General features: G+C 71.1%; 18 protein-coding genes. 4 read left to right on the plus strand and 14 right to left on the minus strand.

Going from position 1 to position 25,503, the window contains the following annotated elements:
* Positions 1 to 5 precede the first annotated feature (5 nt).
* From Vgi01_RS15040 to Vgi01_RS15065, 6 genes are all read right to left on the minus strand, one after another.
* Positions 6 to 1,844, minus strand: coding sequence for an ABC transporter ATP-binding protein (locus Vgi01_RS15040; protein WP_239088989.1), 1,839 nt, complete (start codon positions 1,842 to 1,844; stop codon positions 6 to 8).
* A 5-nt stretch (positions 1,845 to 1,849) separates the two neighbouring features.
* Positions 1,850 to 2,695 (minus strand): FkbM family methyltransferase, encoded by an 846-nt coding sequence (locus Vgi01_RS15045; protein ID WP_102656987.1) that lies wholly within the window; start codon positions 2,693 to 2,695, stop codon positions 1,850 to 1,852.
* A 34-nt stretch (positions 2,696 to 2,729) separates the two neighbouring features.
* Positions 2,730 to 3,878 (minus strand): DegT/DnrJ/EryC1/StrS family aminotransferase, encoded by a 1,149-nt coding sequence (locus Vgi01_RS15050; protein WP_102656986.1) that lies wholly within the window; start codon positions 3,876 to 3,878, stop codon positions 2,730 to 2,732.
* A complete protein-coding gene (locus Vgi01_RS15055; RefSeq protein WP_233196677.1) occupies positions 3,875 to 4,522 on the minus strand; it encodes a sugar transferase in 648 nt (215 codons plus the stop codon). Before Vgi01_RS15055 ends, Vgi01_RS15050 begins: the two co-directional genes overlap by 4 nt.
* Before the next feature lie 184 nt (positions 4,523 to 4,706).
* Entirely contained in the window at positions 4,707 to 5,123 is a 417-nt protein-coding gene (locus tag Vgi01_RS15060) for a hypothetical protein (protein WP_102656984.1), read from the minus strand.
* A gap of 213 nt (positions 5,124 to 5,336) precedes the next feature.
* Entirely contained in the window at positions 5,337 to 7,787 is a 2,451-nt protein-coding gene (locus Vgi01_RS15065; RefSeq protein WP_204291434.1) for a Tex family protein, read from the minus strand.
* 62 nt (positions 7,788 to 7,849) lie between these two features.
* On the opposite strand from Vgi01_RS15065, the gene Vgi01_RS15070 reads away from it, so the two are divergent.
* Complete coding sequence (locus Vgi01_RS15070; protein ID WP_204291435.1) at positions 7,850 to 9,361, plus strand: deoxyguanosinetriphosphate triphosphohydrolase family protein; 1,512 nt, start codon at positions 7,850 to 7,852, stop codon at positions 9,359 to 9,361.
* Between the two features lie 10 nt (positions 9,362 to 9,371).
* Here the strand turns inward: Vgi01_RS15070 and Vgi01_RS15075 are convergent, their stop codons facing one another.
* From Vgi01_RS15075 to Vgi01_RS15105, 7 genes are all read right to left on the minus strand, one after another.
* On the minus strand, positions 9,372 to 10,055 hold the full coding sequence (locus Vgi01_RS15075; RefSeq protein WP_102656982.1) for a NeuD/PglB/VioB family sugar acetyltransferase: 684 nt from the start codon (positions 10,053 to 10,055) through the stop codon (positions 9,372 to 9,374).
* Between the two features lie 128 nt (positions 10,056 to 10,183).
* Positions 10,184 to 11,323, minus strand: a complete 1,140-nt coding sequence (locus Vgi01_RS15080; protein ID WP_204291436.1) for an MBL fold metallo-hydrolase — start codon at positions 11,321 to 11,323, stop codon at positions 10,184 to 10,186.
* Positions 11,324 to 11,373: 50 nt separating this feature from the next.
* Complete coding sequence (locus tag Vgi01_RS15085; protein ID WP_233196675.1) at positions 11,374 to 12,423, minus strand: serine hydrolase; 1,050 nt, start codon at positions 12,421 to 12,423, stop codon at positions 11,374 to 11,376.
* Positions 12,424 to 12,504: 81 nt separating this feature from the next.
* Entirely contained in the window at positions 12,505 to 13,689 is a 1,185-nt protein-coding gene (locus tag Vgi01_RS15090; RefSeq protein WP_204291437.1) for a zinc-dependent alcohol dehydrogenase, read from the minus strand.
* Between the two features lie 159 nt (positions 13,690 to 13,848).
* A complete protein-coding gene (locus Vgi01_RS15095) occupies positions 13,849 to 14,613 on the minus strand; it encodes a succinate dehydrogenase/fumarate reductase iron-sulfur subunit (protein WP_102656978.1) in 765 nt (254 codons plus the stop codon).
* Entirely contained in the window at positions 14,610 to 16,547 is a 1,938-nt protein-coding gene (locus Vgi01_RS15100; protein ID WP_102656977.1) for a fumarate reductase/succinate dehydrogenase flavoprotein subunit, read from the minus strand. The genes Vgi01_RS15095 and Vgi01_RS15100 overlap by 4 nt, the downstream gene beginning before the upstream one ends.
* Before the next feature lie 2 nt (positions 16,548 to 16,549).
* Positions 16,550 to 17,242, minus strand: coding sequence for a succinate dehydrogenase cytochrome b subunit (locus Vgi01_RS15105; protein ID WP_199180112.1), 693 nt, complete (start codon positions 17,240 to 17,242; stop codon positions 16,550 to 16,552).
* Between the two features lie 71 nt (positions 17,243 to 17,313).
* Between Vgi01_RS15105 and Vgi01_RS15110 the strand changes: the two genes are divergently transcribed.
* The 3 genes from Vgi01_RS15110 to rfbB all read left to right on the plus strand — a co-directional run bounded on the left by Vgi01_RS15110 (position 17,314) and on the right by rfbB (position 21,017).
* Positions 17,314 to 18,252, plus strand: a complete 939-nt coding sequence (locus Vgi01_RS15110) for a LysR family transcriptional regulator (protein WP_199180118.1) — start codon at positions 17,314 to 17,316, stop codon at positions 18,250 to 18,252.
* A gap of 64 nt (positions 18,253 to 18,316) precedes the next feature.
* A complete protein-coding gene (locus tag Vgi01_RS15115; protein WP_204291438.1) occupies positions 18,317 to 19,663 on the plus strand; it encodes an FAD-dependent oxidoreductase in 1,347 nt (448 codons plus the stop codon).
* Between the two features lie 307 nt (positions 19,664 to 19,970).
* The gene (gene rfbB / locus Vgi01_RS15120; protein ID WP_204291439.1) at positions 19,971 to 21,017 is read left to right on the plus strand and encodes a dTDP-glucose 4,6-dehydratase; all 1,047 of its coding nucleotides are present in this window, start codon (positions 19,971 to 19,973) and stop codon (positions 21,015 to 21,017) included.
* 4 nt (positions 21,018 to 21,021) lie between these two features.
* Here the strand turns inward: rfbB and hrpA are convergent, their stop codons facing one another.
* Complete coding sequence (gene hrpA / locus Vgi01_RS15125; protein ID WP_204291440.1) at positions 21,022 to 25,080, minus strand: ATP-dependent RNA helicase HrpA; 4,059 nt, start codon at positions 25,078 to 25,080, stop codon at positions 21,022 to 21,024.
* Positions 25,081 to 25,503 lie beyond the last annotated feature (423 nt).

Here is a 25,503-nt window from a genome sequence, read left to right on the forward strand (position 1 = left end):
CCCACTCAGCCGGTCGCGGGTACTTCGGGCAGGGCGTGCTGGTGCGGCGGCTGCACCACCGAGCGGGCGCGGACAGTCTCGATGCGCCCGTGCTCCAGGCGTACGCGCAGGTCACAGTGCTCGATGGTGCTGAGCCGGTGGGCGATCATGATGATGGTGACCGCGCCGTGGAGCCGTTCGATGGTGGAGACGATCTGGCTCTCGGTGCCGCTGTCGAGGGCGGCGGTCGCCTCGTCGAGCACGAGTACCCGCGGGTGGTGGTACAGCGCGCGGGCGATGCCGATGCGCTGGCGCTGCCCACCCGACATGCGTACGCCACGCTCGCCGAGGCGGCTGTCCAGGCCGTCGGGCAGCGCCTCGACCAGGTCCTGCAACTGCGCCTGCTCCAACGCCCGCCAGACCGCCCGGTCGTCGATGTCCGCGTCGTCGAGCCCCAGGGCGACGTTCCGCCGGACGGTGTCGTCCACGATGATCGTCTCTTGCGGCACGTAGCCGATCTGGGCGCGCCAGGACGGCAGGTTCGCGTGCGTGATCTGCGTGCCGTCGACGTGCAGGCCCCCCTCCGAGGGCGGCAGCAGGCCGGTGAGGACGTCCACGAGTGTCGTCTTCCCCGAGCCTGAGGTGCCGACGATGCCCACCGATTCGCCGTACCGGATGGTCAGGTTGATGTCGCGCAGCGCGGGTGTCGTCGCGGACGGATACCGGTAGGCGAGGTCGCGGAACTCGATGTGCCGGCGGAACGGGACCGGCGCCGGTGGTGTCGATCGTGGCTGTTCCGGCGTGCTGGAGTTGGCCAGCAGCAGGTCCCGCTCGATGGTGTCGATGCTGCCGGCGCCCACCCTGATGGTGTTCAGCGCGGTCATCATCCGCTGGACCGAGGGCAGCAGGCGCATGGAGCCGGCGAGGATCACCCCGATCGAGCCGAGCGCCGCCGCCTGACCGCCGGACAGGGCCGCCGCGGCGATCGTGGCGGCCATGACCAGGACGACCGCCTCCAGGTAGTAGCGCGAGAAGTTGGACATGAACAGCAACCCGCGCAGGGTCTGGGCGTGCCGGTGGCGGGAGGTGTCGAAGCGGGCGATCACGTGCGAGCGCCGTTCGAGGATGGTGAGCACCTTCACCGCGCCCAGACCCTCCTGGATGATCCGCTGGTCGGCCGCGTTGAGCTGCTCGTCCTCGATGCCGATGCGCCGCGCCTTGCGGCGTACGACAGCCAGGTAGCCGGCCATCGCCACCCCCAGGGTGGTCATCGAGGTCAGGGCCGGCGCGGGCTCCATGATGAACAGTGCGGCACCGAGCCCGACGATGAGGGCACCCTCGATGACCACGGCCGCGCCGGGCAGCAGCACCCGGCCCATGAGCGACCGTACGGACTGGGCCACCGTACGGGTCAGGTCGGCCGAGTGGTGTTCCAGGTGGAAGCCGTAGTCGGCGGAGAGGAACGTGCGGAACAACCGGGTCGACAGCACCGCCTCGGCCCGGGCTAGCACACCGGCCTGCCACCACGCCACGATCGAGGCGAACACGCCCCGGGCGATGAGCAGACCGACCGCGAACGCCCCGACGGTGGCGACGAAGCCGGTGGGTGACTGCGCATCCACGACGCTCTGGGCGAGGCCGATCAGGCTTCTCGGCCCGGCGGTGGTGAGCAGGCTGGGCGTGGTCAGCACCTGCACCACGGCGGCCAACGCGATGAAGCCGACGAGTTCGAGCACCATGACGATCAGCGCGGCCGGCACCGCCAGCGCGTAGCGACGGCGCGAACGGCGATCGAGCAACGCCACGGCTCTGCGCAGCGTACGCATCATCCCGCCGCCCGCGCCGCCCGGATCCGCCGCCTGCATTCCCGTCACCGGTACTCCGGAAGCACCGCGAAGATGTCCTCCGCCGCCGTTGCGGTGACTTCGGTGTCCTGGAACAGCCCCTGCTCGTCGGGGCGGACGAACTCGTAGCCGCACTCGCGCAGCAGGGCGGCGATGGGCAGCCGGTCCTCGCCCAGCAGTCGGCGGCTCATGCCGTTCCACTCCAGCTGCAACACCCCGATGCGGCGTTGGCGCAGGGCCTCGCGGGCACCGTCGAGCACGAGCCGTTCGACGCCCTCGACGTCGATCTTCACGCCTGTCGCGAACCGGTCCCCGAGGACGTTGTCCAGGGTGTCCACGGCGATCGACTCGCCGCCCGCCGCCGGATCGAGCAGCAGGTGGTTTGTCGAGTCGCGTCCGGTGGTCAGCTGGAGCTGCCCCGGCCGGTCGGCGAGCCCGCACTCCAGCACGGTGATGGGAAAGTCGTTGAGCGCCACGTTCTCCCGCAGGCGTCGCGCCGCGTCGCGGCCCGGCTCGACCGCGATGACCTGCGCACCCGCGTCGGCGGCCCACAGCGCGTACGCGCCGACGTTGCTGCCCACGTCGACGAACAGGTCACCAGGGGTGAGGATCCGTCGCCACGCCATCATCTCGTTCCAGTCCGGGGGTGGGGCGTAGACCACCTTCGACGCCGCGCTGCAGTGCAGCTCGGCCCACATCCGACCGCCCTGGCCCACCCGGGTGAGGGTGCGCAGGCCCAGGCGACCCCGCACCTGGAAGCGGACGGCGCGGGCGACCCCGCTGAGCCGGGCACCCCGGTTGGCCGGATGCGTCCAGACGTAGTGGAGCACCCGGCCGCTGTTGCGCACGGTCGATGGGACGGCCCAGTTCATGCGTTCTCCTCGGTGGTGAGCTGAACCGGCGGCATCACGTGGACGACGCTGCCGTCCGGGCGGTCACGAAGTCGTCGATCATGCCGAGCACGAAGGTGATCTGCCGTTCGGTGAGCGCGCTGCCGCTGGGCAGGGTCAGCCCCTCGGCGCACAGGGCGTCGGCGGCCCCGGTGAGCAGGCTCTCCGCGCCCGCGTACGCCGGCTGCTGGTGCATCGGCTTCCACACGTGGCGGGTCTCGATGTTCCACTCGGCGAGGTGAGCGGCGAGGTCGGCGGCCTGCCAGCCAGACCGTTGCGGGTGCACCCGGATGGCGGTGAGCCAGCAGTTCGAGTCGGAGTCCTCGGCACCGATCAACTCCACACCCGGCACCGGGGCGAAGAGCTTCGCGTACCTGTCGCGCAGCTGCCGCCGCCGGTCGATCATCTCGTCCAACCGGGCCAGTTGGGCGCGGCCCAGCGCGGCGAGCAGGTTGCTGAGCCGGTAGTTGTAGCCGGTCTCCCGGTGCTCGTACTGGATCATCGGCTCCCGCGCCTGATGGGCGAGATGCCGCGCCCGGGCGAGCAGAGCCGCGTCGTCGCCGACGAGCATGCCCCCGCCCGAGGTGGTCATGATCTTGTTGCCGTTGAAGGAGAGCGCGCCGACCCGACCGAAGGACCCGGCGGCCCGACCGAGGTGGGTGGCGCCGAGCGCCTCCGCCGCGTCCTCGACCACCGGCACGTCGGCGGCGGCACAGATCGGCAGCAGCGCGGTGTAGTCGGCGCAGCTGCCGAAGAGGTCGACCGGGATCACCGCGCCGACCCGCTCACCGCGTGCCCGCAGCCGCTGCAGCAGATCGGCGACCAGCCCGACGTCGACGTTGCCGGTCCGGGGGTCACAGTCGACGAAGACCGGCCGGGCACCGGTGTAGGAGACCGCGTTGGCGGTGGCGACGAAGGTCAGCGTCGGTACGAGCACCACGTCGCCCGGCCCGACACCCAGCCCGAGCAGCGCCAGATGCAGCGCGGCGGTGCCGGAACTGACCGCCACCGCACCGGTGGTGCCGACCCGCGCCGCCACCTCCTGCTCGAAGGCGTCGACATCCGGCCCGAACGGGGTGACCCAGCCGGAGCGCAGCGCCGAGATCAGGTACGACTCCTCCAACGCGCCGACGTCCGGCGAGGACAGGTAGATGGGTTCGGTCATCGTCGGCTCCCGAGGAACTCCGGTGCCGTCGCGTGGCCCTCGGCGGAGATGCCTTCCCGGCGCAGCGTCGTACCGATGGTGGCGACCAGGATCGCCAGGTCGAGGCGGAAGGTGCGCCGCTCGACGTAGTCGACGTCCAGGCTGAGCCGCACGTCCCAGTCGAGACTGTTGCGTCCGCTCACCTGGGCCAGGCCCGTGACGCCGGGCCGGACCTCGTGACGCCGGGCCTGCCGGGGCGAGTACCGGCTCAGATACTGCGGCAGCAGCGGTCGGGGCCCGACAAGGCTCATGTCGCCGCGCACCACGTTCCACAAGCTGGGCAGTTCGTCCAGGCTGGTGGAACGCAGCCACCGGCCGAGCGGGGTGAGGCGATCAGCGTCGCTGACCTGCGTGCCCCGGGGCTCGTGCATGGAGCGGAACTTGACCAGCTCGAACGGACGCTCGTCGAGCCCGATGCGGCACTGCCGGAACAGCACCGGGCGACCCAACCCGACGGCCACCACCACCGCCACCACCGCCATGAGCGGTGCGGTCAACAGCAGCAGCACCGCCGCCACGACCACGTCGAATACTCGCTTCGCCCGATCGCCGGATCGCGCGACCCGGGGAGGGCGTACGGGTGGAGCCACCGAGGATACCGGCACTGTTCTGATCTCCGTCCGTCAAACCGGTCATTGCGCTCTAAAGGGTTGTATCAGCTACACCACTGCCGCCGAGGGCAAATGGCGACAGCCAGGCTGATCCCGGGCACAACAACCCGTAGACGGAACGAAAGGATGCGGTCCACCGGCGCGTCGAATCGCGCTCGCGGTGTGTCGGACGGTCGGCTCAGTCCTCGGTGTCGAGGCGGCGCTGCAGCATCGTGCGCAGCGGAAGCGATTCGCCGTCGCGCCCACCCGCGCCGATGATCAGGGGCGCCGGACTGGGCTGGGGATCGGCGCCGAGCAACCGGGCGCGCAGCGTACGCGGCACGGTCAGCAGGTGGAATCGGCCGTCCACGTCGACGGCGCGGCTGCGCGCCCGGTCGATGTACCAGCCGTGCAGCCGGGTCCGGTAGCGGGCCCGCCCGTCGTAGGACCGGGCGACGAGTCGGGTGGTGGGCAGCCCTCGCCGCCGTGCCTCGGCGACGAAGTCGCTGACCAGCGCCGCCGCCTCGGCCTGCTCGGCGAGGCGGCGACGCTCAGCGGCGGCCGCGTGTGCCAGCACCGCGTGCTGGCGCGCCGTCTGCCAGTCCTCGTCGCCCACGCTCCTGACGGTACGCCCACCCGATCGCCCGTGCCGGCCCGGCCCGACGGCACGCCGGCCCTGCGCGACGGCACGCCGGCCCGGCCCGACGGCACGCCGGCCCTGCGCGACGGTGCCGGTCCGGCGGTACGCCCACTTCCGCTCGGCGGTGCGGCGTGTGCCGCACCGCCGAGTCGACCGGGATGTGCCCGCCGCCGGGGGAGTGGGGTCTGCTCAGAGCAGCCCGGCGCGGCGCAGCGCGTCGGCCATCGCGCTGTCGGCGGGTGGCTGCGGGCTGCGGCCCTGCCGCACCTGACCGCGACCCTGCCGGTCCTGCCCACCGCGCCCCTGGCCGCCCCGACCCTGCCGGTCCTGACCACCCCGGCCCTGGCCGCCGCGACCCTGTGGGTCCTGGCCACCCCGCCCCTGCGGCTCCTGGCCGCCGCGTCCCTGGCCGCCGCGAGCCTGCCGGTCCTGGCCGCCACGCGGACCCGGCTCGGCGTCGTCGTCCAGCCGCAGGGTCAGCGAGATGCGCTTGCGCGGCACGTCCACGTCCAGCACCTTGACCCGGACCACGTCGCCGGACTTCACCACCTCGTGCGGGTCCTTGACGAAGGTGCGCGACATCGCCGACACGTGCACCAGGCCGTCCTGGTGCACCCCGACGTCCACGAACGCGCCGAACGCGGCGACGTTGGTGACCACACCCTCCAGCACCATGCCGGGGGTCAGATCGCTGATCTTCTCCACGCCCTCGGCGAAGGTCGCCGTCTTGAACTCCGGGCGCGGGTCGCGGCCCGGCTTCTCCAACTCCGCGAGGATGTCGGTGACCGTGGGCAGACCGAACGTGTCGTCGACGAAGTCGGTGGCGCGCAACCCCCGCAGGATCGCGCTCTTGCCGATGATGGAGCGCAGGTCCTGCCCGGTGGAGGAGAGGATCCGGCGCACCACCGGGTACGCCTCCGGGTGCACGCTCGAGGAGTCCAGCGGGTCGTCGCCGCCGGGGATGCGCAGGAAGCCGGCGCACTGCTCGAACGCCTTCGGGCCGAGGCGGGACACCTTCTTCAACTCGGCGCGGGTGCGGAAGGGGCCGTTGGCGTCCCGGTGCAGCACGATGTTCTCGGCCAGTCCCGCGCCGATGCCGGAGACCCGGGTGAGCAGAGGTGCCGACGCGGTGTTGACGTCCACCCCGACGGCGTTGACGCAGTCCTCCACGACCGCGTCCAGCGACCGGGAGAGCTTCACCTCGGACAGGTCGTGCTGGTACTGCCCGACCCCGATGGACCGCGGGTCGATCTTGACCAGTTCGGCCAGCGGGTCCTGCAGGCGGCGGGCGATGGAGACCGCACCCCGCAGCGACACGTCCAGGCCGGGCAGCTCCTGGGAGGCGTACGCGGAAGCGGAGTAGACCGACGCGCCCGCCTCGGAGACCACCAGCTTGGTCAGCTTCAACTCGGGGTGCCGCTTGATCAGGTCGGCGGCCAGCTTGTCGGTCTCCCGGCTGGCGGTGCCGTTGCCGATGGCGATCAGCTCGACCCCGTGCGCGGCGGCCAGCGTGGCCAGGGTGTGCAGGGACGCGTCCCACTGCCGACGCGGCTCGTGCGGGTAGATGGTGTCGGTGGCGACCACCTTGCCGGTGGCGTCCACCACTGCCACCTTCACCCCGGTCCGCAGACCCGGGTCCAGTCCCATGGTGGGCCGGGCCCCGGCCGGTGCGGCGAGCAGCAGGTCACGCAGGTTGGTGGCGAAGACCCGGACGGCCTCCTCCTCGGCCGCCTGCCACAGCCGCATCCGCAGATCCGCCCCCAGGTGGATGAGGATGCGGGTGCGCCACGCCCAGCGCACCGTGTCGGTGAGCCACTTGTCGGCCGGCCGTCCCTGGTCGGTGACGCCGAACCGGCCGGCGATCGCGGCCTCGTACCGGGTCGGGCCGGTGACGACCGCATCGGCGTCCCCGTCGGCCTCCGGGTCCATGGTCAGGTCGAGTACGCCTTCCTTCTCGCCCCGGAACATGGCCAGGATCCGGTGCGAGGGCAGCTTCGGGTACGGCTCGGCGAAGTCGAAGTAGTCGGCGAACTTCGCCCCGGCGCTCTCCTGCCCCTCGCGTACCCGCGACACCAGCCGGCCCCGCGACCACATCTGCTCGCGCAGCGTGCCGATCAGGTCGGCGTCCTCGGCGAACCGCTCGATCAGGATGGCCCGGGCCCCGTCCAGCGCGGCGGCGGCGTCCGCCACCCCCTTGTCGGCGTCGACGAACCCGGCCGCCACCGTCTTCGGGTCCTGCGTGGGGTCGCCGAGCAGCGTGTCGGCCAGCGGCTCCAGCCCGGCCTCGCGGGCGATCTGCGCCCGGGTCCGCCGCTTGGGCTTGTACGGCAGGTAGATGTCCTCCAGCCGGGACTTCGAGTCGGCGGCCATGATCTGCGCTTCGAGGGCCTCGTCCAGCTTGCCCTGGCTGCGGATCGACTCCAGCACCGCGGCCCGCCGCTCGTCCAGCTCGCGCAGGTACCGCAGCCGCTCCTCCAGGGTGCGCAGCTGGGTGTCGTCGAGCAGCCCGGTGGCCTCCTTGCGGTACCGCGCGATGAACGGCACGGTGGCGCCGCCGTCGAGCAGCTCAACGGCCGCGCGTACCTGGTGCTCGGCGACGCCGAGCTCGCCGGCGATGCGCTGATGAACAGAGAGGGTCACGATGTCGCTCCGCCTTCTGGTGTGGGTTCCGTCGTGCATTCTGCCGGGCTACCGTGGCGATCATGGAAGCACCTGTGGAGCCTCGGGCGCGGCGGCTGTTCGGCGGCAGCGCGCGTGCCCTCGGCGACCTGGCGACCAGCCCGTTCCGGACCGACCGGGACCGCATCGTGGGCTCGCCGTTCTTCGCCCGGCTCGGTGGGGTCACCCAGGTGGTGAGCCCGGGTGGGTCCGGGCTGCTGGTGCACAACCGGCTCACCCACAGCCTCAAGGTCGCCCAGGTGGCCCGGGCGATCGCCGAACGCCTCACCGTCGACGGCTGGCAGCGTGACCTGGCAGAGAAGTTGGGTGGCTGCGACCCGGACGTGGTGGAGGCCGCCGCGTTGGCCCACGACCTCGGTCACCCGCCCTTCGGGCACCTGGGGGAGCGGGTGCTGGACCGGCTGGCCCGGCACCGGCTCGGCCTGCCCGACGGCTTCGAGGGCAACGCCCAGTCGTACCGCATCGTCACCTCGACGGAGATCCGGGGCGCGGCCACCACCGGCCTGGACCTGACCGCGGCGGTGCGGGCCGCGATGCTGAAGTACCCGTGGACCCGGCTCGATCATCCCGATCCGCATCCGCGCCTGTTGGATCCGCCGCCGCGCGGGGCGAGCCCACCGCCCGACGACCTGGACAGCGGCTCGGCGAAGTTCGGGGCGTACCGCACCGAGTTGGACGATCTGCGGCAGGCCCGGGCACCGTTCGTCGGGCGGATCGCCGACTGGCAGCAGACCGTCGAGGCGTCGGTGATGGACATCGCCGACGACATCGCGTACGCCATCCACGACGTGGAGGACTTCTACCGGGTCGGGGTGCTCCAGCAGGGCGCGGTGGCCGCCGAACTGATGGCCTGGCAGCGTGAGGGCGGGCACCTGCGGGCCATCACCGACGCGGCGCTGGCCACCTCGGCACGCCGCCCCGGCGCGGCGATCGAGCGGCTGCGTCGCCAACTGCACCGCAAGGACGGCTGGGTCGCCGACGATGACGCCTTCGCCTCGGCGGTCGAACACGTCCGCGAGGAACTCGTCGACGGGCTGCTCGCGATGCCGTTCGACGGTTCGATCGAGGCGGAACAGTACGTGGCCCGCTTCTCCGCCCGGTGGACCACCCGGCTGGTCGACGCGATCACCATCACCGAGAAGCCGTCGCTGCGCTCCGGGCACGTGCTGCTGCCCCCACCGCAGTGGCACGAGGTGCAGGTGCTCAAGTTCGTCCACCACCGGTTCGTGCTGGCCCGCCCGGACCTGGCGTTGCACCAGCGTGGTCAGGCCCGACTGCTCGGCACCCTGGTCGAGGCGCTGCTGGAGTGGCTGCTCGACCCGGAGGAGGAGTCCCGCCTGCCCCGCCGCCTGCACGACCTGGTGGAGTTGGCCGAGGCGGAACTGCATCCGCGTACCCAGGACCGGATCAGCAAGGCCCGCGGCCGGGCCATCGTGGATTTCGTCGCGCAGCTGACCGACGGGCAGGCGGTGGCGATGCTCGACTCCCTGTCGGGCCGTTCGGGCGCGCTGTGGACCGACGCGTTCGTGCTCTGAGCGGCGCGGCTCAACGGGCCGGTACGCCCTTGACGACGGTGTCCGGCGGCACGTCGCGTACCACGCAGGCCCCCGCGCCGACGATCGCGCCGGCACCGACGCGCAACTTGGGCAGCACCACCGCGCCCGCGCCGATCAGCGCGGCGGTGTCCAGACGGCAGTCGCCGGAGACGGCCGCGAGCGGGTGCAGCGAGACGTGGTCGCCGACCACGCAGTCGTGGGCGAGGGTGGCGTTCTGGTTGACGTGCAGGTGTCGTCCGGCGGTGACGTTCGTGGTGATCCGGGCCCCGGCGAACACCACCAGACCCTCGGCGCAGACGAGGTCGGCGCCGACGGTGGCGTCCGGGTGCACCAGACTGGCCACCGGCAGGCCGAAGGAGTCGACGCGGGCGGCCACCGTCCGGCGGACCCTCGGGTCGCCCAGGGCGAGCGTGAGGTGGGTCTGCGGGGGCAACTGCCCGAGTACGGCGAGGGTGCCGAGGTACGGCAGACCGGTCGCCTCCGCCCGTTTACGGTTCACGTCCGACGGGGCGTCGTCGACGAAACCGACCGGCCGCCAGACCGCCCGGCCGGCCGCCTCGTTGACCGCCGCCACCAGTTGGGCGATCTCCCGACCGTGGCCGCCGCAGCCGACGATGACGAGGTCGAGACCCGCCTGCGCAGGGGTGGTCTCCTGGTCGCGGCGAACCTGCATGTGTCTCCTCCGCCCGTTGACCGGATGACCGCTGACCGATCCGCGAGCAGATTAGCCAGTTTGTCGCGGTAGGCGCAGTTATCCGCCGGGCCCGGCGAGTCATCGGCACCCGGCGTCCGGCCGATGTCTCAGGCGATCGCCTGCCACCAGCCGTCGACCGAGGGCGGATCGTCGACCGTGACCCGCTCACCCGGGCGCGGCACGGCCAGCCGGACGTCGCGCGCCTTGGCCTCGGCCCAGAGCCGGTCCACCGGCTCCGACCAGTCGTGCAGCGCCAGGTTGAAGGTCGCCCAGTGCACCGGTACGAGCAGCCCACCGCGCAGATCGACGTGCGCGGTGACCGCCTCCTCCGGGAACATGTGGATGCTCGCCCAGGCGTGGTCGTACGCGCCGATCTGGATGAGCGTCACGTCGAACGGCCCGTACGCCGCACCGATCTCGGCGTAACCGGCGAAGTAGCCGGAGTCTCCGGTGTAGTAGACCCGGCGCTGCCGCCCGGCGACCACCCAGGAACTCCAGAGGGTGCCGTTGCGGCGCAGCCCGCGCCCGGAGAAGTGCTGCGCGGCGGCGCAGGTGATCTCCAGTTCGGCCACCCGGTGGGTCTGCGCCCAGTCCAGTTCGACGATCCGGTCGGCCGGTACGCCCCACCGGTCGAGGTGGGCGCCGACGCCCAGCGGCACCAGGAACGGCGCCGACTGCCGGGCCGTCAACTCCCGGACCGTGGCCATGTCCAGGTGGTCGTAGTGGTCGTGGGAGATCAGGATGGCGTCGAGGTGGGGCAGTTCGTCGAGGCGTACCGGCGGCTCGTGCAACCGGCGCGGGCCGAGCGCGGCCGACGGCGAGCACCGCTCGCTCCACACCGGGTCGAGCAGCACCCGCCGTCCCTCGATCTCGATGAGCGTGGTGGCGTGGCCGTACCAGATGACGTTCAGTTCGCGGGCCGGGTCGACCGGCGTCGCCGCGACCGGGCGGACCAGTGGCACGGGGGCGCTCGGACGGCGTTTCTGCTTACCGAAGAGCAACTCTCGGAGCAGGTTGCGGTCCGGGGCCGGGGCGGTGATCGGGGTGCCCGGTCGGTTGTGGAAGACGCCGTCGCGGAACTGCGGCGAGCGGGCCGCCCGGTCCGCCCGGGCTCCGGCGAGCCGACCACCGAGCGCGGCCGGGACGTCCCGGGCCGCCCAGGCCAGACCGGCCAACCCGGCCAGGGCCGCGAGCCCCGCCATCGAGCCGCTGATCCGTCGGCCGGTCACCTTCTTCGAGTCCCGCATGGTTCCCCCTCCGTCGCGGCCCGGATCCACGTTAACCGCCGCCGGCTCGGTCAGCCGCCGTTGCTGGGTCGGTGCGGGTGGGCCCGGTGTCGGGTCCCGCTGCCGCCGACCCGGTCGGTGGCGTCCAGGAACCGCCGCCCCAGCCTGGCGCGGGCCGCCACCGCGGGGTGGGTGGCGCCGTAGTCGTCCGCGCCGGGCTGGCCGTCGGCGAAGAGCGCGTACGTCAGCACCGGCGCGCCGGCGGCGTCGAAGATCACCCCTGCCTCGTGTCGGGCATCGGCGAACCAACCCGCCTTGGTGGCGATGCGAGCCCGCTGCGTCGAGGACATCTCCCGGCGGATGCCGTCGGTGAACGCCACCGGGGAACGCAGCAGCCGCAACACGACATCGGTCGAACTCGGCGTGAGCAGGGTGCCGCCGACCAGGGCCCGGAGCAGGTCGTGGGTTTCCCGGGGGGTGCTGGTGCCGAGGTAGAACCGGTTCGGGTTGGCCACCGGCTCCACCTGGGTGTTCGGGAAGCCCTTGTCCCGCAGGATCTGGTTGAGCTCGGCGGCCGGGCAGAGAAGCCCGCAGAGCCGTACCGCGGTGTCGTCGGAGACGGTCAGCAGGTTGGCCAGCACGTGTCCCAGGGTCACCTGGCTGGGGTAGGCGCCGTCGAGGCTGAAGATGCCGTCACCGCCGGGCACCACGATCGCGGCGCTCACCTCGACCCGCTGGTCGAGGGTGAGCAGACCCCGGTCGACCTTGTCCAGCACGGCGACCGCGACGGCGATCTTGTTGACGCTGTACGCCTCGATCCGGCGGTCCGCCGACTCGGCCACCGCGACCATCGGGTCACCGCCGGCAGGGCTGCTGAGGCTGACGTACGCCTGCCAGTTCCCGCCGGCCCGGCTGGTCTCCCGTCGGTACGCGGCACCGACGCGCGCCACGGCGCTCCTGCGGTCGGCGGCGTCGGCAACCCCGGCCGGGCCCGGCTCGGCGGCGGTCATCGCAGTCGGGCCCGGCTCAGCGGCGGCCGGCACGGTGGTGCCGAACACGGTGCCGGCCGTGGCCACGGTGCCCAGGCTGAGCGCGGTCCTGCGGTTCACTCGGATGGTCAATCGTCTCTCCCGTCGGTGCCCGATCGTGTCCTCGGGACACCTTAGGCCGACGGATCGACGCGTGTGCGCCCGTCGATGCGCTCACGGGGCGAGCACGACCTTGACGCAGCCGTCCTCCTTGCGCTGGAACATCTCGTACGCCTGCGGGGCCTGCGCCAGCGGCATCCGGTGGGTGCGCAGGTCCGTCACGCCGAGCGGGTCGCTGTCGTCGGCGAGCAGCGGGATGATCTCGTCGGTCCAGCGTCGGACGTGACACTGGCCCATCCGCACCTGGATGCCCCGGTCGAACATCTCCATCAGCGGCAGCGGGTCGACCTCACCGCCGTACACCCCGGAGATGGAGACGGTGCCGCCACGCCGCACGGCCTTCAACGCGGCCTTGAGCACGACGAGCCGGTCCACCCCGACCTTGTCGATCATCTGCCCGGCCAGCTTGTCGGGGAGCAACCCGGCGGCGGTCTGAGCGATCTTGCCCAGTGGCGCGCCGTGCGCCTCCATGCCGACCGCGTCGATCACCGCGTCCGGTCCACGCCCGTCCACCAGGTCGATCAACGTGCCGGGTACGTCGTCGAGCTGGCTGACGTCGAGCACCTCGACGCCGTGCCGGCGGGCCATCTCCAGGCGCTCCGGCACCACGTCGAGACCGATCACCCGTTCCGCGCCGAGGTGCCGACCGACCCGGGCGCAGAACTGACCCACCGGGCCGAGGCCGAAGACGGCCAGGGTGCCACCGCGCGGGGTGTCGGCGTACTTCACCGCCTGCCAGGCTGTCGGCAGGATGTCGGAGAGGTAGAGCCACTGCTCGTCCGGACCGGTCTGCGGCACCGTGATCGGCCCGAACTCGGCGTGCGGCACCCGCAGGTACTCGGCCTGCCCGCCGGGCACCGAGCCGTACAGGGAGGTGTAGCCGAACAGCGCAGCGCCCTTGCCCTCGGCGGTGACCTGGGTGGTTTCGCACTGCGCGTACAACTGGCGGGAGCACATCCAGCAGGAGCCGCAGGCGATGTTGAACGGCACCACCACCCGGTCGCCGGGCTTGAGCCGGGTCACCCCCGAGCCGACCTCCTCGACGATGCCCATCGGCTCGTGCCCGAGCACGTCGCCCGGCTTGAGGTACGGCCCGAGAACCTCGTAGAGATGCAGGTCCGACCCGCAGATCGCGGTGGAGGTGATCCGTACGATCGCGTCGGTCGGCTCCTCGATCCGCGGGTCCGGCACCTCCTCGACCCGTACGTCCCGCTTGCCCTGCCACGTCAACGCCCGCATGCCCGCCTCCTCGCCGTCGTAGCTGACCTGCTACCCGACAAGGCGCCCCTCAACCACCCCCACCGCTCCTGCCCGCGTTGATCAAGAGGTTTGCGTCAGGAATCCGGCGATCGCCGACGCAAACCTCTTGATCAACATCGAAGGGGGCGGGGTGCGGGGTCAGGCGGTGGGGGAGTCGGGGCGTTTGGTGGTGGTGGCGGCGAGGTAGTCGCGGTTGAGGCGGCCGATGGTGCTCAGCGGGATGCCCTTGGGGCAGACGGCGGTGCACTCGCCGGCGTTGGTGCAGCCGCCGAAGCCGGCCTCGTCGTGGGCGTCGAGCATGCCGATGACCCGGGTGTACCGCTCCGGCTGGCCCTGGGGCAGCAGGCCCAGTTGGGTGACCTTGGCGGCGGTGAAGAGCATGCCGGAGCCGTTCGGGCAGGCCGCCACGCAGGCGCCGCAGCCGATGCAGGCGGCCGACTCGAAGGCGGCGTCGGCGTTGGCCTTGGCCACCGGGACCGAGTGGGCCTCCGGCGCGCTGCCGGTCGGCGCGGTGATGTACCCGCCAGCCGCGATGATCTTGTCGAAGGCGTTGCGGTTGACCACCAGGTCCTTGATGACCGGGAAGGCGCGGGCCCGCCACGGCTCGATGTCGATGGTGTCGCCGTCTTTGAACTGTCGCATGTGCAGCTGGCAGGCGGTGGTGCCGCGCTGCGGCCCGTGCGCGTTGCCGTTGATCATCAGACCGCACATGCCGCAGATGCCCTCGCGGCAGTCGTGGTCGAAGGCGACAGGTTCCTCGCCGGCGAGGATGAGCCGCTCGTTGAGCACGTCGAGCATCTCCAGGAACGACATGTCCGGGGAGACGTCCTCGACCTGGTAGGTCACCATCCGACCCTTGTCCGCGGGGCCGGATTGGCGCCAGATGCGCAGGGTCAGGTTCACTTGTAGCTCCGCTGCGTGGGGTGGACGTATTCGAACTTCAGGTCTTCCTTGTGCAGCACCGAGGGCTCACCGGTGGCGGTGAACTCCCAGGCGGCGACGTAGGCGAAGTTGTCGTCGTCGCGCTGCGCCTCGCCGTCGGGGGTCTGGTGCTCGGCCCGGAAGTGGCCGCCGCAGGACTCCTCCCGGTGCAGGGCGTCGATGCACATCAGCTCGGCCAGCTCGAAGAAGTCGGCCACCCGGCCGGCCTTCTCCAGCGACTGGTTGAGCCCGTCGGCGTCGCCGACGATGCGGACCCGCTGCCAGAACTCCTCGCGCAGCGCGCGGATCTCGTCGATCGCCTTGCGTAGCCCGGCCTCGGAGCGCTCCATGCCGCAGTGTTCCCACATGATCTGACCGAGCTCACGGTGGAACGAGTCGACCGTCCGGTCGCCGTTGACGGCGAGCAGCCGCTGGAGGCGGTCCTCGACGTTGCGACGGGCCTCGATCGCGGCCGGGTGGCTGCCGTCGATCTTCTCGAACGGGCCGGCGGCCAGGTAGTTGGCGATCGTGTTGGGCAGCACGAAGTAGCCGTCGGCCAACCCCTGCATCAGCGCCGAGGCGCCGAGCCGGTTCGCGCCGTGGTCGGAGAAGTTCGCCTCGCCGATCACGAACAGGCCGGGGATGGTGGACTGCAGGTCGTAGTCGACCCAGAGGCCACCCATCGTGTAGTGCACGGCGGGGTAGATCCGCATTGGGACCTCGTACGGGTCCTCGCCGGTGATCCGCTCGTACATCTCGAACAGGTTGCCGTACTTGGCCTCGATGGCCTTACGGCCGAGCCGGTCGATGGCGTCGGCGAAGTCCAGGTAGACGCCGAGCTTGGTCGGGCCCACCCCCCGGCCGGAGTCGCAGACGTTCTTCGCGGCCCGGGACGCGATGTCGCGGGGCACCAGGTTGCCGAAGGACGGGTAGATGCGCTCCAGGTAGTAGTCCCGCTCGTCCTCGGGGATGTCCCGCGGGGCCCGGTCGTCGCCCTTGGCCTTGGGCACCCACACCCGGCCGTCGTTGCGCAGCGACTCGCTCATCAGGGTCAGCTTCGACTGGTGGTCGCCGGAGACCGGGATGCAGGTCGGGTGGATCTGGGTGTAGCAGGGGTTGGCGAAGTACGCGCCCTTGCGGTGGGCCCGCCAGGTGGCGGTGACGTTGCAGCCCTTGGCGTTTGTCGACAGGTAGAAGACGTTGCCGTAGCCGCCGGAGGCGAGCACCACCGCGTCGGCGAACTCGCTGGTGATCTCGCCGGTGACCAGGTCCCGGACCACGATGCCCCGGGCCTTGCCGTCGACGACGATCAGCTCCAGCATCTCGTGCCGGGCGTTCATCTCCACGTTGCCCAGGCCGATCTGCCGCTCCAGCGCCTGGTACGCCCCGAGCAGCAGCTGCTGGCCCGTCTGGCCCCGGGCGTAGAAGGTGCGCTGCACCTGGGCGCCACCGAACGAGCGGGTGTCGAGCAGGCCGCCGTACTCGCGGGCGAACGGCACACCCTGGGCGACACACTGGTCGATGATGTTGACCGAGACCTCGGCCAGCCGGTGCACGTTGGACTCGCGGGAGCGGAAGTCGCCACCCTTGACGGTGTCGTAGAAGAGGCGGTGCACCGAGTCGCCGTCGTTGCGGTAGTTCTTGGCGGCGTTGATGCCGCCCTGCGCGGCGATCGAGTGTGCCCGGCGCGGGCTGTCCTGGTAGCAGTACGACTTGACCCGGTAGCCCTGCTCGGCCAGCGTGGCCGCGGCCGAGCCGCCGGCCAGGCCGGTGCCGACCACGATCACCGTCATCTTGCGCCGGTTGGCCGGGTTGACCAGCTTGGCCTCGAACCGGCGGCGTTCCCAGCGGCTCTCGATCGGGCCGTCGGGAGCCCGGGTGTCGGCGACCGGGTCGCCCTCGATGTACAGATCCATGGTCAGGACACCAATCCGGTGAGTACGGCGAACGGGACCACGAGGTAGCCGGCGACGAGCGCGACGGAGAAGACCAGCGCCACCGCCTTGGCCCGCTGCTCGCCGCGCGGGGTCTGCTGGCCCAGGCTGCGCAGTGCGCTGAAGACACCGTGGCGCAGGTGGAAGCCGAGCGTGACGACCGCCAGGGTGTAGAAGAGCGTGACGTACCACCGGTCCGGCGCGAAGGTGGCGACGACGTTGGCGTACGGCCGGGACGGGTCGCCGACCGGGTTGAGGTGCCCGGTGGTCAGGTCGAGCAGGTGGTAGATCACGAAGAACAGGATGATCACGCCGCCCCAGCGCATGGTGCGGGCGGCGTAGCTGCCCCGGACCTTCTTGCGGTGGGCGTAGCGGACCGGGCGGGCGGCACGGGCGCGCAGGGCCAGCACGGTGGCGGCCCAGATGTGCCCGACGGCCGCGACGACGAGGCCGATGCGCATGAACCAGAGGAACCAGACGCCCGGCAGCAGCGGCTTGCCGACATCGCGCAGCCAGTGCGCGTACCCGTTGAACGAGGAGTCGCCCGCGAAGACCTTCAGGTTGCCCAGCATGTGTGCGATGAGGAAGAACACCAGGAAGATGCCCGTCACCGCCATGACGGCCTTGAGGCCGACGTTGGAGCGGATGGGCGACCGAGTTCGAGTCGTGACTACCACGTGCCCGACGCTAGGAGCACTTGGATCAGTCGTCCAATGCATCGACACCGCAGTCTTGATAGCCATAGGCTATCCAGATGCAGCTCCATCAGCTCAAGTACTTCGTTGCAGTAGCCGAAGTACGACATTTCACCCAGGCGGCCGATGTCGTCGGGATAACCCAGCCGTCGCTGAGTAAGCAAATTCACGCCCTGGAGGACACCCTCGGCGCCCCGTTGTTCGAGCGGGTAAGGGGCAACATCACGCTGACCGCGGCCGGTGAGGTGTTGCTGCCCCTGGCCAAGCGGATCCTCGCCGACGTGGAGACCGCCACCCGCGAGGTGCAGGAGCTGGTCGGTCTGCGACGCGGACGGGTCCGCCTCGGGGCCACCCCGAGCCTGGCCACCTCCCTCGCGCCGCCGGTGCTGCGCCGCTTCCGCGACGTCCACCCCACCGTCGACCTGCGAGTGGAGGAGGGCGGCTCGCAGGACCTGGTCCGTGACCTGCTCCGCGGCGACCTGGACCTAGCCTTGATCATCATGCCGGCCCAGGGCATCGACCCGGGGCTACGCGCCGACCCGATCCTGACCGAGAGCCTGGTGGTCGCCTCGGTCGATCCGCTGCCGACCGCGTACCCCGGAGCCGACCTGGAGATCACCGACCTGCGCGACCAGCCGCTGGTGATGTTCCGTGAGGGCTACGACCTGCGCGACGCCACCCTGCAGGCATGCCGGGCCGCCGGCTTCGAACCGACCCTGTCGGTCGACGGCGGCGAGATGGACGCAGTGCTCAGTTTCGTCGAGGCCGGGCTGGGCATCGCCCTGGTCCCCGGCATCGTGGTGGCCCGCCGGCCCGGCATTCGGGTCACCCGACTGGCCCCACCCGGGGTGCGCCGCACCATCGCGGTGGCCCGCCGCCGCGACGTGGTGCCCACCCACGCAGGCCGCGAACTGCGCCGCATCCTGCTCGACTACGTGCACACCGCCACCGCCGGCGACGAGCTTCCGCCCGGGGTCGAGCCGCTGACCTGAGGCCGCACCGCATCGAGCACGATCGAAGCAGCCCAGGGTCGCGGCACGCGCATAGGCTGCCCGCATGGCAGCCTCCGGTCGCGCCGTCGTCATCGGAGCCAGTCTGGGCGGACTGCTCGCCGCCCGGGCGCTGGCGGAGAGCTTCGCCGAGGTGATCCTGCTGGACCGGGACACCCCGCCCGACGAGCCGGTGCACCGCCGGGGCGTCCCGCAGGGCCGTCACGTCCACGTCCTGCTCGACCGGGGCCGCCAGGCCCTGGAGAGTCTCTTTCCCGAACTCGGCGCCGAGCTGTACCGCCTCGGCGCCACGCCGGTCGACCTGCACGGTCAGGTGCACTGGTACAACGACGGGCACCGGATGCTGCCGGCCCGCTCCGACCTGACCGCCTTCGGCATGAGCCGACCACTGCTCGAACAGGTGGTCCGGCAGCGCACCGCGGCGCTTCCCGGCGTGCGCGTGGTGCCCGACTGCGAGGTGACCGGCCTGCTCGCGACCGACGATCACCGCCGGGTCACCGGAGTACGACTCGCCCCGCGCGACGGCCGACCGTCGACCCTGACCGCCGATCTCGTGGTCGATGCCGGTGGCCGGGCCAGCCGCAGTCCGATCTGGCTGACCGAGCTCGGCTACCCGACGGTGGAACAGGAGCGGGTCGAGGTTGGGGTCACCTACGTGACCCGCCGGTACCGGCGCGAGGCCGGCCAACTGGAGGACAAGCTCGGCGTCCTGTCCAACGCGATGCCGGGCTGTCCCCGCTACGGCGTCGTCGCGCCGCAGGAAGGTGGGCGGTTCGCGGTCACCATGGCGGGCATCCTGGGCGAGGAACCCCCGGTCGACGAGGCCGGATTCGTCAGGTACGCGACGTCGCTGGCCGCCCCGCAGGTCGGCGAACTGGTCCGGCACGCACAACCGTTGGACGAGCCGGTGCTGATGCGCTTCCCGGCCAGCGTCCGACGTCGCTACGAACGGCTGCCCCGCTTCCCGGACGGCCACCTGGTCTTCGCCGACGCGCTGTGCAGCCTCAACCCGGTCTACGGGCAGGGCATCACCGTCGCCGCCGTACAGGCGTTGCTGCTGCGCCGGCTGCTCGCCCGCGGCGGGCGGCACCGGTTGGCCCGGCGGTTCTTCCGGCGGGCGGCGCGCGTGATCGACGCGCCCTGGTCCATCGCCGCCGGCACCGACCTGCGCTTTCCCGGAGTCACCGGGCGTCGTACCCGCAAGGTCCGGTTCGTCAACGCCTACCTGTCCCGGCTGCACGCGGCGGCCGCGCACGACGTGGCGCTCGGCGCCGCCTTCCTGCGGGTGATCAACCTGATCGATCCGCCGGCCCGGCTGCTCGGCCCGGGGGTGATGCTCCGGGTGCTCCTCAACGGACGTCGGCGCCCCTCGATGCCGTCCACGGCGGGGTAGGCGCGGGTCCCGCCGCGCCCGTCCTACCACTGACTGCCGGTCGTACGCCGCCGTTCGGACCGAGCTCTCTGTCCGGTTGTGCCGCCCGACGTTTAATTCGTCCTTAAGCTCCCAATATCCACCACCGGCAGCACGCTCGTCACCTATCGTGAGGTCTTGCACGAGGGCTTGTCCCTTTTTTGTCGCTTTAGCGGCAAACCATCTGCGGGCGCGGCGCGACCACAGGGTGGGTGAGATGGCGGGCCACCCGGATAGCCCGGGGGTGGACAGACGATGCGCGGATTCGCGTGGCAGGGAGGCCACATACATGAGGATCCTGGTGACCGGTGGCGCTGGCTTCATCGGGTCTCACTTCACCCGGTGCCTACTGGAGGGACGCTACCTCGGCTTCGAAGGCAGCGCCGTCACAGTGCTGGACAAACTCACGTACGCCAGTGACCGCAGGAACCTGCCCGCCACCCATCCGCGGCTGACCTTCATCCGCGGCGACGTCGCCGACGCGTCACTGCTTCGCGAGGTGGTGCCCGGCCACGACGTGGTGGTGCACTTCGCGGCCGAGTCGCACGTCGACCGGTCGATCGACGACCCGGCGCCGTTCTTCGAGAGCAACGTGATTGGCACCCACCGGCTGATGGCCGAATGCGTCCGCAGTGGGGTGAGCCGCGTCGTGCACGTCTCCACCGACGAGGTGTACGGCTCGATCGCGGAGGGCTCCTGGGACGAACGCTGCCTGCTCGAACCGAACTCCCCGTACGCCGCCTCCAAGGCCGCGAGCGACTGCGTGGTGCGCTCCTACTGGCGGACCTACGACCTCGACGTGTCGATCACCAGATGTGCCAACAACTACGGGCCGTACCAGCACGTGGAGAAGGTCATTCCGCGCTTCGTGACCAGCCTGCTCTCCGGCCGGGACGTCACCCTGCACGGCGACGGCAGCGCGGTGCGGGAATGGTTGCACGTCGACGACCACTGCCGGGCCATCGCCCTCGTGCTGGCCAAGGGACGGGCCGGCGAGGTCTACAACATCGGCGGCGACATCGAGTTGACCAACCGGGACCTGGCCGGGCGGATCCTGCAACTGGCCGGCGCCGGTTGGGACCGCGTCCGGCACGTCGCCGACCGGAAGGTGCAGGACCAGCGCTACTCGCTGGACTTCCGCAAGATCTCCGAGGAGTTGGGCTACGAACCGCAGATCAGTTTCGACGACGGGCTGATCGAGGTCTTCCACTGGTACCGGGAGAACCGGGAATGGTGGGGCACGACCTGCCCGGAGCCCCGTTCGGCGGGCGCTGAACTGACCCGTACGGTGGCGGATCTGCCCGTCGGCTGGGACTTCCCGGTGCAGGTCGGCTGAGCACTCAGCGCCCTTCGGCGTCGTCCATGGCCCGGTAGATGCGTTGCTCCGAGATCGGGTACGGAGTGCCCAGGGCCTGCGCGAAGACGCTCACCCGCAGCTCCTCGATCATCCAGCGGATCTGCCGTACGGCGACGGAGTCACGTCGGGCCGGCGGGAGTGCGGCGAGCATCTCGTCGTACTCCCGCTGGACCACCGCGATCCGGTCCTGCAACTGCTTGTCCCGGGGCGGATTGCCGGGCAGCCGCTCCAGCCGCCGCTCGATGGCGGTCAGGTAGCGCAGCAGATCGGACAGCCGGGCGTAACCGACCTCGGTGATGAACCCGGCGTGCACCAGCCCGGTGAGCTGGTTACGGATGTCGGCCAGGGCGGCCACCACGGCCAGGTTCTTCGTCGCGCCGAGCCGCTGCTGCACCGCGTACGCGGCGGCGAGCACCGCCCGGACCCGCTCCATCACCTCCACCACGGTGTCCACCAGATCGGCGCGAACCTTGTCCCGCAGCGCGGTGAAACCCTCGGCGTCCCAGACCGGGCCGCCGGCGTCACCGATCAGCTTGTCGATCGCCGCGCCGGTGGCGTCCTCGATCAGCGCCTGCACCCCGCCGTGCGGATTGCGCGACAACGCCAGCTTCGCCTCGTTGGAGAGCCGGCCCTGAAGGAACTTGGCCGGTGACGGCACGGTCAGCCGCAGCAGCCGCCGGGTACCCGCCCAGTGCGCGGCCTCCTGCTCGCCCGGCGAGTCGAAGACCCGTACGCCGACCGTGGCACCCTCGTCCACGAGCGCCGGGTACGCGGTCACCGCGTACCCCGCCCGCACCTGCTCGATGGTGCGCGGCAGGGTGCCGATCTCCCAGCCGGTCAGCCCGGTGCGCGCCACATCCGGCGCGGCGGCGGCCACCACCTGGCGTACCTCCGCCTTGAGTCGGCGTTGCAGGGCCGGCAGATCCTTGCCCTCGGCGACCGGCTTGTCGTCGTCGCCGAGCACCCGGAAGGTGACCCGCAGGTGCGCCGGCAGCTTGCTCAGATCCCAGGCCTCGCGGGGCACGGTCACCCCGGTCATCCGGCGCAACTGCCGGGCCAGCGCGTCCAGCAGCGGCTCCTCGCCGGGCGTGATCGCGGCCAGCGCGGCGCGGGCGAAGTCCGGCACCGGTACGAAGTTGCGCCGCACCGGCTTGGGCAGCGAACGGATCAACGCGATGACCAGTTCCTCCCGCAGACCCGGCACCTGCCAGTCGAAGCTCTCCGCCGGCACCTGGTTGAGCAGCGGCAGCGGGATGTCGACGGTCACCCCGTCGGCCGGGGAGCCGGGCTCGAAGGTGTACGTCAACGGCAGCTCGACACCCTCGGTGCGCCACTGGTCGGGGAAGTCCGCCTCGTCCACCCCGCCACGACCGGCGTTGACCAGCAGCTCACGGGTGAAGGTGAGCAGGTCCGGCTGCTCCCGACGGGTCTTCTTCCACCAGGTGTCGAAGTGCCGCCCGGAGACCACGTCGGCGGGAATCCGCTCGTCGTAGAACTGGAAGATCGTCTCGTCGTCGACCAGGATGTCGCGCCGCCGGGCCCGGCTCTCCAGCTCCTCCAACTCGGTACGCAGTCGCTCGTTGTCCCGCCAGAACTGGTGGTGGGTGGACCAGTCGCCCTCGACCAGCGCGTGCCGGATGAACAACTCCCGGCTCAGTACCGGATCGATCCGGCCGAAGTTGACCTTGCGAGAGGTGACGAGCGGTACGCCGTAGAGCGTCACCTTCTCGTACGCCATCACCGCCGCCTGCTTCTTCTCCCAGTGCGGCTCGCTGTAGCTGCGTTTGACCAGGTGCTGGGCCAGCGGTTCGACCCACTCGGGTTCGATCCGTCCGTTCACCCGACCCCACAGCCGGGAGGTCTCCACCAACTCGGCGGCCATCACCCAGCGCGGCGGTTTCTTGAACAGCGCCGAGCCGGGGAACAGCCCGAACTTCGCCCCCCGGGCCCCCAGGTACTCGTTCTTCTGGGCATCCTTGAGCCCGACGTGCGACAGCAGGCCGGGCAGCAGCGACTGGTGCACCTTCGGGGTGTCGATCTCCTCCGGCAGGTCCGCCCCGGACTGGCGTCGCCCGCCTCCGCGCGGGGCGTCGTCGTCGGCGCCTCGCCGTCCGCGCCCCCGGCCCTCCGAATCGGCGGTACGCAACACCTGGCGCAACTGGCTGACGATGTCCTGCCACTCGCGTACCCGCAGGTAGTTGAGGTACTCGGCCTTGCACATCCGACGGAACGCGCTGGAGGACAGGTCCTTCTGCTGCTGCCGCAGATACCGCCACAGGTTCAGAAACGCCACGAAGTCCGACTCTTTGTCGGCGAACCGGGCGTGTGCTTGGTCGGCCTGGGCCTGCTTGTCGGCCGGCCGCTCACGCGGGTCCTGGATCGACAACGCGGCGGCGATCACCATCACCTCGGTGGCACAGCCGTTGCGCTCCCCTTCGAGCACCATCCGCGCGAGCCGGGGGTCGACCGGCAGTTGGGCCAGCCGCCGCCCGAGCGCGGTGAGCCGCCGCTCCGGGTCGGTCTCGGTCGGGTCCAGGGCACCCAGCTCGTGCAGCAGGTTGACCCCGTCGGTGATGTTGCGCCGATCCGGCGGTTCGATGAACGGGAAGGCGGCGATGTCGCCCAGACCGATCGCGGTCATCTGGAGGATGACCGAGGCCAGGTTGGTCCGCAGGATCTCCGGGTCGGTGAACTCGGGCCGCGACAGGAAATCCTGCTCGTCGTAGAGCCGGATGCAGATACCGTCCGAGGTACGCCCACAGCGCCCCTTGCGCTGGTTGGCGCTGGCCTGCGACACCGGTTCGATCGGCAGCCGCTGCACCTTCAGCCGCTGTGAGTAGCGGGAGATCCGGGCGGTGCCCGGGTCCACCACGTACTTGATGCCCGGCACGGTCAGCGAGGTCTCCGCGACATTCGTCGCCAACACCACCCGCCGACCGCCGTGCGGGGCGAAGACCCGATGCTGCTCGGCGACGCTCAGCCGGGCGTACAACGGCAGGATCTCGGTGCCGAGCAGGGACCGCTTGTTCTGTACCAGCTTGCCCAGCGCGTCCGCGGTGTCCCGGATCTCCCGTTCCCCGCTGAGGAAGACCAGGATGTCGCCGGGCCCCTCGGCGGCCAACTCCTCGACCGCGTCACCAATGGCCTGGATCTGGTCGCGGACGTTCTCCTCGTCCGCCTCCTCCTCGTCGGCCTCCGCCACCTCGACCAGCGGCCGGTAGCGCACCTCGACCGGGTACGTCCGCCCGGACACCTCGACCACCGGCGCCGGTACGCCCTCGGGATGCTCCTCGGTCGGCGGCCCCGCGAAGTGCCGGGCGAACCGGTCGGTCTCGATCGTCGCCGAGGTGATGATCACCTTGAGATCGGGTCGGCGGGGAAGCAGTTGCTTGAGATAGCCCAGGATGAAGTCGATGTTGAGGCTGCGCTCGTGCGCCTCGTCGATGATCAGCGTGTCGTACTGGCGCAGCATCCGGTCGTTCTGCAACTCGGCCAGCAGGATGCCGTCGGTCATCAACTTGACCAGGCTCTGCTCACTGACCTGATCGGTGAAGCGCACCTTGTAGCCGACCACGTCACCCAGCTCGGTGCCCAACTCCTCGGCGATCCGATCCGCCACCGTACGCGCGGCCAGCCGACGGGGCTGCGTGTGCCCGATCAGCCCGCTGATCCCACGCCCCAACTCCAGGCAGATCTTCGGCAACTGGGTGGTCTTCCCCGACCCGGTCTCGCCGGCCACGATCACCACCTGGTGATCGCGGATCGCCTCGGCAATATCGTCCTTACGCTCGCTGACCGGCAACGCCGGCGGATAGGTGATCTTCGGCAGCGCGGCCCGGCGTCGTTCCAACCGGCCCTCCGCCACGGCCACCTCGGCCGCGATCTCGGCCAGCGCCGACTCCTGCCGCTGCGGGTCGCGCAGCCTGCGCACCCCGTCCAGCCGCCGGCGCAGCTGACGCTGGTCACGGAACATCAACGGGGGAAGGCGACGCTGCAACGCGCGGATCGGGTCGGTCGCGGCAGGTGAGACTGGATTCTGCATGTCGTGCCCAAGGATAGGCAGCCCGCCGCCGCCCCGCCTCCGGGTTACCCCGCGCCGCCCCGAGCCTGGCCGTTTTGGGTCTGGCCGTCCTGAGCTTGGCCGTCCTGGGTCTGGCAGCCCCGAGCCTGGGCGTCCTGAGTCTGGCCGTCCTGGTTCGGGCTGCCCTGAGCTTGGCTGCCCTGGTTCTGGCCGCCGGAGCGGTGGCCAGGTGGTCCGCGGCACCCCTTTGCTCTGCTTCAACCGGCGCAACGGATGTGGCCGCTAACCGATGCGTGGGGTGAAGCAGAGCAAAGGGCGCTGACGTGACATGCCGTCGTCCACCACCACCCGCAGCGCGCTTCCGGGGGCGGCAGGGTGCGGCGGGGGTGGCGGGGTGTCGGTCTATCGTTGTGCATCGAGCGGAGAGTGAAACACGGGGAAGCC

Source organism: Micromonospora gifhornensis, assembly GCF_016863515.1.
GTDB lineage: Bacteria > Actinomycetota > Actinomycetes > Mycobacteriales > Micromonosporaceae > Micromonospora > Micromonospora gifhornensis.